Below are 10252 nucleotides of genomic sequence, written 5' to 3'. Positions count from 1 at the left end.
AGTCATTAGTCATTAGTCATTAGTCATTAGTCATTAGTCATTAGTCATTAGTCATTAGTCATTAGTCATTGGTCATTAGTCATTAGTCATTAGTCATTAGTCATTAGTCATTAGTCATTGGTCATTAGTCATTAGTCATTGGGTATTTTGTAGGGGCGTGTTTAGCTAATAATATATGATACAAACAACTAAAAAACGGCAAAGTCTGCCCTCATTCATTGTCTTGCATTCAATTAATTTCTCAACAATTTTCAAGATTTCTGCGTTTGTCTGCGTTGCATCGGTATTTTATCTGCGATCGATATATCAATTAAAAACTTCTGCAATGAATCTAATCAAAAGTGTCTAAATCATCTTAATGATTGCTGTATAATAAAAATTGTTAGGAATTCGAGGTAATAAATAATGACAGAGAAATTGCATATCTTTTTAGCAGGTGCTAGCCGAGGCGTTGGCTTAGAAATCGCAAAATGTCTCGTAGCACAAAAGATGCAAGTAACTGCACTTTTGCGATCGCCCAACCACCGCACTGAATTAGAAGCAATGGGCATCAAAGTCATGACTGGCGACGCTTTGGACGCTGCGGCTGTGGAAGCTGCAATGGCTGGCGGCGAACCAATTCATGCCGCAATCAGCACCGTTGGCGGCTTGCCCAAGGATGGGGAAAGAGCCGATTATTTGGGCAACAAAAACTTGATTGATGCGGCTGTTAAAGCAGGCGTGCAAAAATTTATTTTAGTTTCATCCATCGGCAGCGGTAACACTGCTGCTGCTTTGCCGCCGCAAGCTTTAGAAACTTTGCGCCCGGTGTTAATTGAAAAGGAAAAAGCGGAAAATCATTTGATAGCAAGCGGGATGATTTATACTGTGATTCGTCCGGGCGGATTGAAATCGGAACCGGCGACGGGGAACGGTGTTTTAACGGAAGATTTTCGGGTGGCGGGAACGATTCACCGGGCGGATGTAGCGGATTTAGTTTGTCGGTGTTTAGTTTCTGATGCTGCTAACAATAAGGTTTTGTCGGCGGTAGACAAGCAAATGGTTTACGGCAATTTAGAATATGAGGTATTAGGTTTGAAATAAAAAGGCTATTAGTTGGTAATGCGGACTTTAGTCCGCAAATTGGAGCGGATTAAAGTCCGCACGCGCGATCGAACTGTTTTTGCGATCGCACGACCGGATATGATATTGTCTACGATCGCCCGAAGGGTTTAATCAACGATCGCCCGTTAGCGAAGCCCTCGAAGAGGATCGCCCAATCCAACACCAAACGCGCGATCGCAAACAATACCACGCTCTCCACCGCACCAACCGCAAACGGCAATAACTCCTGGAAACCAGGTATTTCCCCCGCCTCAAAAGAAAGTCCCGCATCCAACTGTCCAAAAGCCCGCACCAGCCCAAAAGCCAACACCACACCAGACTTAAGGTGCGGGTTAGTATCGCACCGGATAGCGTAGCGGTAGGTAACGCCGAATAAGAAACCGCCCAAAAGCACCATCACTCCTCTGAAGGCAAAATTTAGGTCAACGGCCATTACCTGCAAGCTCGCCAGAGAATCCCACCAACGGGCTAGGATTAAGCTGTTAACCAGGGCGATCGCCCCAAAACCACAAAAACAAGACAAAGCAGCAACAGTCCCTGCTTTCAAAGATTCTACCCGTTCAGCGAAACTAAAATTTGACGAGTCCTTCACAGCGCCCTCATTTCAAAAATGGCTCAAATTGACTTATCATAAGGGTTGAAGTCACTTTGTACAGTTAGTTCAATAAATAGCTATGGATATTTTGTCACTCGGTTGGGTTTCGGTGCTAGTTTTGTTCTCCTTCTCAATTTCAATGGTAATTTGGGGCCGCAACGGTTTCTAGATTCCAGATGCAGACGGCGGTTGGAACCGCGTCTGCACCTAGAAATGCTAGCCTTTTCCGCCCTAGGCATTAACCGCAAATCTATCTCAAGACGGATACAGACTCAACTTTAAAATTCTATATTGGTAATTGTAGAGTTTATATAAAAAATCATGAACATTGAAAACAGAGTGGAAGCTACAGCTAAAAATATTGAAGGCAAAATCCAAGAAGCTGTGAGCGAAGTGACAGGGGATCAAAAAGATAAATTAGAGGGTCAAGCCAAGCAGGACCAAGCCTCAGCAATGCACCTGAAAGAAGACCTCAAAGATAAAGCAAAAGAGATTGTAGATAAGGCTTAGTCACAGTATTTGCTAAATTTTTCCTGCCTACTCAATCCAGCAAACATATTGTTTGCTGGCTTTTTTTTGTTGGCGCAAACTTGTAGGACTGGTGAAGGGGCATTGGTGTCAACAAACAGGTCAAACCATTGATAAATCTCGCTTTTAGCTGAGGCCAGATCCCCCTAAATCCCCCTTAAGAAGGGGGACTTTGAGAAGAATCTTGTCCCGGCGACTATGTGGGGGTGACGGGAGACGCAAGATGCTCTTCCCCAACTGTGATGGGGGTGACGGGAGACGCAAAATGCTCTTGTCCCCCCCGACTATCCGGGGGGTTAGGGGGGATCTGGCCTAATAGTCAAACAGTAGACCGCTACTACATAAGACGTGTTTGTTGACACAAATGTCAGGGGAACACCTCGCGACACCAAGAAACTAACACACCCGCCGAGTCCCTCAAAATCGCTGCCAATAAAAAAGCTAGGGATATCAATCCCTAGCTCGAAACATAGCACAATTAGTTTTTAGAGTTGGCGCGGGCGATCGCTTTTTCCAAACCCACCTTACCCGCTGCCACCTAAACTAAATTAGGGTAATATCATTCACCGTCAATCCTGGTTTGTCGTTGAGCACTGCCAGTGTAATGCCTGCATTGCCCCCAACACCGTCAGGGTCGTACAGCAAGCGACCGGTGGTACCTTCGTAAACGAGGAACGCTTGCCCTGGCGTCGCCTCAGCAGGCTTCAGATCGTTGTTGTAAGTCCCGGTTTCGAGCTGTAAGAACGCCTTAGCAGAAGCTCGATTTGGCAGACTATTGTCAAATGGTGGTAAGAGGAAGGAATCGTAATTGAATACCAACTTGTCTACGCCCGGTTGAAAGTCACCGATCTGGTCTGGGTTCGTACTCACCGCCACGTTGTTGGTGTCAATCGTGACGCCCTCGCCGAAGTTGTCGTAGTAGAAGCTGTCACTGCCGAAGCCGCCAATCAGCGTGTCTGCACCGGGCCCGCCGCCGAGAGAGTCGTTGCCGTTTCCTCCAATCAAATAGTCGTCTCCAAAGCCACCCAACAGCGTGTCGTTTCCGTCACCAGAATTTAAGGTATCGTTCCCGTCAACTCTTAGGGTAACAAGACTGGTGGGGCCGCCGAACAGGATGTCGTCGCCAGCACCGGTAGTAATCGAATCATTGCCGTTGCCGCCGGTGATGAAGTTGCTGCCTAAGTTATCGGTAATCACGTTTGTGGTTGTGATACCGGTAAAGGTGACACCGACAGCGTAGGAGATGGTGTCGTTACCGCCAAACGAGCCAATTAATTTATCGCCCGTGGTGCCAAACATGATCATGTCATTCCCTTCACCACCGTTCATGAGGTTGGTGACACCGGAGGTGCTGTTGCCAATTAAGAAATCATTGCCCAGGCCGCCATCGAGACTAATCCGCCCAGCATTACCGGCAGAAGAGGCATCGATCGTATCGTCGCCCTCTCCACCGAAGGCTTGAGCAAAGAGGCCACTCAAGGTGTCATTGCCACCGCCGCCGATCATTGTGTCAGTCGAAAAAGCTGCCATGATGGTATCGTTGCCGTCGCCGCCGTCCAGCAAGTTCCGACCGCCTGAACTCAACACTCCGGGTATCGTAGCCGTAGACGACTTGATGATGTCATCGCCGGCACCTCCAAGAGCGGTATCCTGCGTAGCAAAAACCGTGATCGTGTCGTTACCGTCGCCGCCGTCCAAGAAGTTTCTGCCGCTGTTAGGATCGCCGTAACCGCCAAATAGAATATCGTCGCCCCCACCGCCGAGCAAGGTGGTTTTCTCAACGCCGATAGCAACGGTGACAGTGGTGCCAAAAAATGAGATGGCTTGGGTACCGTTCTCAATAACTAAAGTATCGTTGTCAAGATCGCCGGACAAGTAGCTGCTGCTGGCCACACCTCGCAGGGTGTCGTTACCTTTACCGCCGAAGAGACTGTCTCTCTGATTGATACCTACAACCAAGTCGTCGCCCAAGTCGCCCCGCAAGTAGTTGCTGCCTTCGTTGCCAGCGAAGCCAACAGCCAAGTCACCGGGTAAAGAAAGGTTGTTGCCACCACCGGCGATGAAAAAGCCGATCGCGTCATTGCCCTTGCCGCCGTAGAGCGAGTCTCTTCTCTGCGCTCCTCCCAGGATCGTATCCGCGTCCTCATTACCAAATATGAGGTTCGCTTCGACAGTACCTTGCAGGAAGTCTTCTCCCGCACCGCCGTACAGGGTAGCGCGGGCTTCAGCAACTATGGTGTCTGCGCCTCCGTCGCCAAACAGCAAGGCGGGAGTGCGCTGGGATCTGATGGAATCTTCGTCTTCGCCGCCGTATATGGTGTCGTTCGGGCCGACGGAAACCAAGGTATCGTTATCGCCTTGACCAAATATTAAACTGCCGCCGAGGGTGGAAGTTCTTACGAAATCCGCTCCGGCTCCGGCGAATATTGTATCGGGCCCTAGTCCGGGAAGGTTTAAATCTAATTGATTAGGATCGTCACTTAAAGTTGTCATACAGCTTCACTCCTCATACTTGTTGGTCATCGCTTTCGCGACTACAGACACTGCCTAGAACACCGAATGTTTGGATGCCGCTGTAGTTTAACCTGTTTGCCAGCCGCAAGTCTAGCCTACTGGCGTTAACCGTGTCTAGACTTTCTCCCTCCCCGACTTTTTGCTTGTAAGCTTTTATTTTCAATGTCTTCACCCTTTAATAATCCTTGTGGGCTGTCTCTGGTGCTCACGCTCAAGAAGACGCACCTCATTTTATTAATGTTCCATTCTGGATTTGCGGTCGGGGATCGCCTCCGGGGGAGGAAATTCAAGATTAAGATCGGTCGATCGCTGCGATCGCCAGACAATGAAAAGTCAGGGATTGGTTACTTAGTAACAAGGTTTTGTGGCAATTTCCGGTTTTTCAGGCAGGGCCGTTTTTAAATCAATACGGTTTCATTAAGATCGCTCCTTAGCTTGTTCCCTAGCTTCCGTTCAAAATGGGGGTGACAAGAGTTTTCTCTTGCTTCCCCTTTTTTTTGGGGAGTAGGGGTCGAGTAGGGAGTTCTTTGGAAACAAACCCTGTTAACTCAAGCGTATTGGCTTTTAAATAACTGGCTCGGATTGAACTCCGCGCCACTTTGGGGTTTAAAAGTCTACACCCCGTTTGAATTCTACGCCCCGATCGCCGTAGTGTTTGTGACAGTATACCTCGGAGTGTACGCTTGCCAAGTCATGGTCAGCGTGGGGTTTGTGACAGCGCCCGGTGATAATGATTTCAGTATCGCGGGGCTTCTGCAGCAGGGCTTGGACGATCGGCTCTACCGGCAGCAGTTCTAAGTCTACTGTGGGATTGAGTTCGTCGAGAACGATAGTTTTATACTAGCCGCTGGCGATCGCCATTGTAGCAATTTCCCAGCCGCGTTCTGCTTCTATGCAATCTAGCTCTTGCTGTTCCGCCAAACTATAGCATCTGCGCCGCACCGCTGGCGATCTACTAACGGCGGCTAACTTGGCCGTACCGCTGGCGATCGCCGCCTCTTCTGTTATTTGAGTCTTGTTCGGGGTGGGTACTGGGGTGGGTACTTCGATCGCGCGCCTTGAATGTTGAATGTTGCCATTGTGCAGGCGGATCTCAAAAGATTATCAAAAAATTGGGTCTAAAACCCTGTGCTTCTAGCACGGCTTTGAGTTAAAATTAAGATGGTTGGAATCCCCAAGGTGGGCGGTTGTGAAGCGGCTTTGAGTCGGCACCCTCGAACCTAAAAACTCCTAGAGAGTACCAAGAAGGGTAGCGAAAACCTTGTCAAACAGAGCTAGAGAATCACCGCATTCTCATTACCAGAAAATAGATAATTTGGTTCCATCAATTAAAGTAGGGCGGGGCACGCCCAAACTCTAGGTGGTCACTGAGCTTAGTCGAAGTGCAGTACCCTAGTACGCTTTTGGAGATAGACTCTCTGGGGTTGCTGTAAATCAGGCTCGTCAATTGGTGTCTTTTCACGGTTGAAAGGTTTGAGGATTGCTCGAAAGAGATGCGGTGCTTAAAGGTCAGTCGCTGAATTAAGAATCCCTGTGCGTTCACGCCAGGGAGTGTCAAAGGATAAGTGCTAAACCACCTGATTTTCACAAGGGCGATCGATCGAAGGAGCTTGAGGCCTAAGACCAGCAGCTCTTGATGATTCCGCTGGTGCTGTACAATTAAAATCTCACCCGGGATGATATACCTGAAAGCTTATGATTGCAAATGTTTTCCCATTTCGGATTGTTTTGGTGCAAGTTTTAATTATATTTTTGGCGATCGCGATCGAATCGTGGTTTCTGCAAAAACTACTGAAACTCGGCCCCAAAACCAGCGTTGAATATACAGCCATCCTCAATCTCGCTTGCACTTGCGTAGGTTGGTTAGTTTTCTTCGGCATAGAAAGCATTCTTCCCAAAGATTTGCGGGAAGAGCTAATCGGTTATATGTTATTAGGCGGAAATCCGAGTCTTTACCCTACCCTAACTATGATTGCCGTCTTATTATTGGCGATCACTTTTTTAGCAAAATGGCAGAGTTTACAAATTATAGAAAACTGGGTTTTAGGTAACAAAAAAGCTTCCAAACCTCAGTTTTTAGGGCCGCCGACTCTCACCCGCCGTCCTCTCAAAAAAACTTTTCAAGTAACTACCCAGTTTGGAGCAGTTTTAATCGCCCATACTGTTAGCAATATCGTTATTTTAACAGTGTTGTTTGTGGAAAGCGTCAATAATTGAAATATATGATGAAGCAATTTTTGGATGTCACTCAGCAACTCACTAAGGTGACGAACAACCTGTGGGAAGCCAATAAAAAAGTTCAAAAGGCGATGATTCCGCCTAGAGTTGTCCACTGGAAGACTCCTTTACTGCTCAGCATCTTTTTAGGTTTGCTGGCAGTGGCGGCAGTCACTGACTGGCAGACAAGAATTCTGATGTTTGATATGAGCTGGTTATTTTTTATACTGTCAATGGGTTTGCTGACCAGCCAAGCACCTTTTGTGATTAAAGGAGTAAGCCTGAGTCCGTGGGTGACAAGCATCTTAATTGGATTGTGGTTGCTGATCAGATTGCCGTCGGACAAGAAGGAAATAGCCTGGATATCCGGGCCGATTATAGCAGTAGTAGTTCTTGCAATAATCAGGGTTTGGAAGAGCGATTCAAAACGGGAAAGTATCAGAGAGTTGATGCGCCCTCAGTTTTTGATGATTACTCTAATTCATGTGACATTTTCCTGTTGGTTTACATTTCATTTTTTAGTTCAAAGTTGGATACAACAGTATCCGAGCATTTTATCGCAGGATTTGAGAAAAAGCGATTATGTGGTGACATTTCAACAGCCAACTATTAATCGTTCCCGAGGAGTTGTCATCCTCAATGCAATGGAGCGATACGTAAAAAATGAAGCCCGCACCAAACCGTGGCCGCAGGTTGAACAAATGTTAATAGATATTGACAATGAGCGATTTTTTCTCAAAAATAAAGCATTAGGAACAATTGGGAAAGTCCCAGAAGATGGTAGCTGGGATGTCAAAACTTCGATCGTTCAAGGACAGTCGCGCTATCAGTTAGAGATGCAAGCAACCTGGATGGGGCTGGTTTTTCGACCGGAAATATATTCGTTTACCAAGTCTTGCGAGGTGTTCGATACAGCCAATCGGGCGACTGTAACCTGCGACGCTATCAAACGCTCAAAACCCGGACTCAAAAAAGATGGAACTGCGGTAGACAGTCAGGTTTGAGCCGGTCTCTGGCGGTTGGGAGATGGGGAGATTGGCCCGCCAGCCGAAGCGAAGCTTCGGGAGCATCTGGTGTTTTGCGTTTAATTATAGTGCGAGCTTAAGAACTCGCACTATAATAAAAAAGATGCTTTTTACAAAAATGAGATGCTCCCAAGCCTTCTTCCTTCTTCCTGATGACGTTGGACGGAAAGCAGTTGTCAGTTGTCAGTTGTCAGTTGTCAGTTGCCAGTTGTCAGTTGCCAGTTGTCAGTTGTTACCAATAACAAATAACTAATAACTAATAACTAATGACTAATAACTAATAACTAATGACTAATAACTAATGACTAATGACTAATGACTAATGACTAATGACTAATAACTAATAACTAATGACTAATAACTAATGACTAATGACTAATGACTAATGACTAATGACTAATGACTAATGACTAATGACTTCTTCCTTAAACTAAAATATGACGAAAGTTTCCAGCGGGTTTATAACTAGATGAATTTGAGAAGAATATTGACAGTCGCAATTAATGTATTTTGGGAAGTAATTCGCGATCGCATCCTTTACATAATTATTATTTTTGCTCTGTTGATGGGAGCAGCGGTACGCTTGATACCCGAATTGGCCGCGACAACCGAGAAGAAAATTATCTTAGATATTGGTTTGGCTGGTATGAGCATTCTCGGTCTAATTGCCACAGTGTTTGTGGCTACCGAACTGGTCAACAAAGAAATTGAAAAGCGGACTGTTTACCTGTTAGTTGCTAAACCGATAAGTCGGGCTGAGTTAATTGTAGGCAAGCACTTAGGGCTGTCGGCGGTGCTATTTGTGCTTGTAGCGGCCATGACTGTTGTCTATCTGGTTATTTTGAGTTTTAGCCGGATTCCTTACCCTTTGGAAAGCATTTTAATTGCTTCGCTGTTTATTTGGTTTGAGCTGTGTCTCATGGCTGGTGTCGGGATTTTATTTGGGGTGTTTAGCAGTTCGCTGCTGGCAGCTTTACTGACATTTGGCGTTTATTTGATGGGACATTCGACGCGGGATTTGGTGGCTGTGGGTAAGTTAACTAAAAATCCTGGCATTGAACAATTGATGATGGGACTTTATCTGGTTTTGCCGGATTTAGCCAGATTCAATTTAAAAAATGATGCTGTTTACGGACAAGTTCCTTACTTGGCGGGTTTGATTACAGATGCTGGCTACGGTTTGCTGTATGTGGTGGTGCTGCTGTCAGTTGCGATCGCCATATTTTCCCGCCGAGAATTTTAAAACGCGCATTGGGCACCGCCGAGGCAATAGTTTGTACTGAGGACTAAAGTCCTGACTACAAACCTATTTTACGCTCGAATTAGCGCGCTAAGATATAGAGAAGGTTGTCGATCGCCCATCTCGACTAAAACTCAAATTTTTATGGGTAAAATGAGGTGACTTATGACTGCTGTAATTCAAAAACCGATATCGCAGCTAAAGATTACTTGGCCCCTGCTGGCCGATGATTTTATCCTACCAGATGACCCTGTAGACGATACAGACCATCCCTTGCTAGCTCACGGTTTGCGCCAGTCTGTAGTGGATTCCCCGGAACTAATCCAAGACGCACTAATAGTTGCTAATTTTGCTTTGTGCGCGGCTGTGGACGATCGCACTATTTGCAAAGCCCCAGACTGGATGTACGTGCGGCCAGTGCAACCTTGGCCCCACAGCTATCCGCGCCGCAGTTACACGCCTCATACCGAAGGAACAGTTCCCTTTGTAGTGATGGAATTTTTGTCAGCTACTTACGGCGATGAATATTCTGTCGAACACACGGAAGAAATCGGCAAATGGTTTTTTTACGAACAAGTAATCAAAGTTCCTCGCTATGTGATTTTTCGACCCCATACGGGCAGAATAGAAGTTTATGCGCTCGAATCCGAGCGTTACGACAATCAAAATCCAGATGAAAACGGGCGTTATTTGATACCTGGATTAGATCTATTTTTGGGAGTTTGGGAGGATCTCGCGAAGGTAGAACGGGCTCTTGGCTGCGCTGGTGGAATGCGGAAGGAGAGTTACTTTTGTGGCCGGAAGAACGGGCGGAAAACGAACGCCAGCGGGCGGAAAACGAACGCCAGCGGGCGGAAAACGAAAGTCAGCGGGCCGATCGCCAACAGCAAGACAAAGAGTTAGCCGAGACGCTGCTGGAACAAGAAAGACGGCGAAATCAAGAACTTTTGGCGAGATTGGCAGCCCTCGGTATCGATCCAGAATAGCACGAGAAGGAAGTTCGGCAGTAGATGTAACGGATGTCAAGAA

The 10252-nt window shown here is 46.7% G+C and carries 10 protein-coding genes; 7 read left to right on the top strand and 3 right to left on the bottom strand.

Going from position 1 to position 10252, the window contains the following annotated elements:
* The first annotated feature begins 405 nt into the window (after window positions 1–405).
* Window positions 406–1083, top strand: a complete 678-nt coding sequence (locus QUA97_RS08675) for an SDR family oxidoreductase (RefSeq protein ID WP_194066877.1) — start codon at window positions 406–408, stop codon at window positions 1081–1083.
* Window positions 1084–1192: 109 nt separating this feature from the next.
* Here QUA97_RS08675 and QUA97_RS08670 read toward each other — a convergent pair whose 3' ends face one another.
* On the bottom strand, window positions 1193–1696 hold the full coding sequence (locus QUA97_RS08670) for a hypothetical protein (RefSeq protein ID WP_194008018.1): 504 nt from the start codon (window positions 1694–1696) through the stop codon (window positions 1193–1195).
* Window positions 1697–1778: 82 nt separating this feature from the next.
* Between QUA97_RS08670 and petN the strand changes: the two genes are divergently transcribed.
* Both petN and QUA97_RS08660 read left to right on the top strand, forming a co-directional pair.
* Complete coding sequence (gene petN, locus QUA97_RS08665; protein WP_071883976.1) at window positions 1779–1868, top strand: cytochrome b6-f complex subunit PetN; 90 nt, start codon at window positions 1779–1781, stop codon at window positions 1866–1868.
* Between the two features lie 152 nt (window positions 1869–2020).
* Window positions 2021–2209 carry a CsbD family protein gene (locus tag QUA97_RS08660; protein ID WP_194066876.1) on the top strand — a complete coding sequence of 63 codons (189 nt, stop codon included), beginning with the start codon at window positions 2021–2023 and terminating at the stop codon, window positions 2207–2209.
* Between the two features lie 561 nt (window positions 2210–2770).
* Here QUA97_RS08660 and QUA97_RS08655 read toward each other — a convergent pair.
* Window positions 2771–4720, bottom strand: a complete 1950-nt coding sequence (locus QUA97_RS08655; protein ID WP_333194378.1) for a calcium-binding protein — start codon at window positions 4718–4720, stop codon at window positions 2771–2773.
* A gap of 627 nt (window positions 4721–5347) precedes the next feature.
* Window positions 5348–5530 carry a cob(I)yrinic acid a,c-diamide adenosyltransferase gene (locus QUA97_RS08650; RefSeq protein WP_333194381.1) on the bottom strand — a complete coding sequence of 61 codons (183 nt, stop codon included), beginning with the start codon at window positions 5528–5530 and terminating at the stop codon, window positions 5348–5350.
* Window positions 5531–6436: 906 nt separating this feature from the next.
* Here QUA97_RS08650 and fraC point away from each other — a divergent pair.
* From fraC to QUA97_RS08630, 4 genes are all read left to right on the top strand, one after another.
* A complete protein-coding gene (gene fraC / locus QUA97_RS08645) occupies window positions 6437–6958 on the top strand; it encodes a filament integrity protein FraC (protein WP_194067091.1) in 522 nt (173 codons plus the stop codon).
* A gap of 5 nt (window positions 6959–6963) precedes the next feature.
* On the top strand, window positions 6964–7962 hold the full coding sequence (locus QUA97_RS08640) for a DUF5357 family protein (RefSeq protein WP_194067090.1): 999 nt from the start codon (window positions 6964–6966) through the stop codon (window positions 7960–7962).
* Window positions 7963–8452: 490 nt separating this feature from the next.
* Window positions 8453–9226, top strand: a complete 774-nt coding sequence (locus QUA97_RS08635) for an ABC transporter permease (protein WP_194008011.1) — start codon at window positions 8453–8455, stop codon at window positions 9224–9226.
* A 162-nt stretch (window positions 9227–9388) separates the two neighbouring features.
* On the top strand, window positions 9389–10126 hold the full coding sequence (locus QUA97_RS08630; protein WP_333091863.1) for a Uma2 family endonuclease: 738 nt from the start codon (window positions 9389–9391) through the stop codon (window positions 10124–10126).
* The last annotated feature ends 126 nt before the right edge of the window (window positions 10127–10252 follow it).

The organism is Microcoleus sp. CZ3-B2 (assembly GCF_036705055.1).
Lineage (GTDB): Bacteria > Cyanobacteriota > Cyanobacteriia > Cyanobacteriales > Microcoleaceae > Microcoleus.
This window is presented reverse-complemented; position numbering and strand designations above follow the sequence as displayed.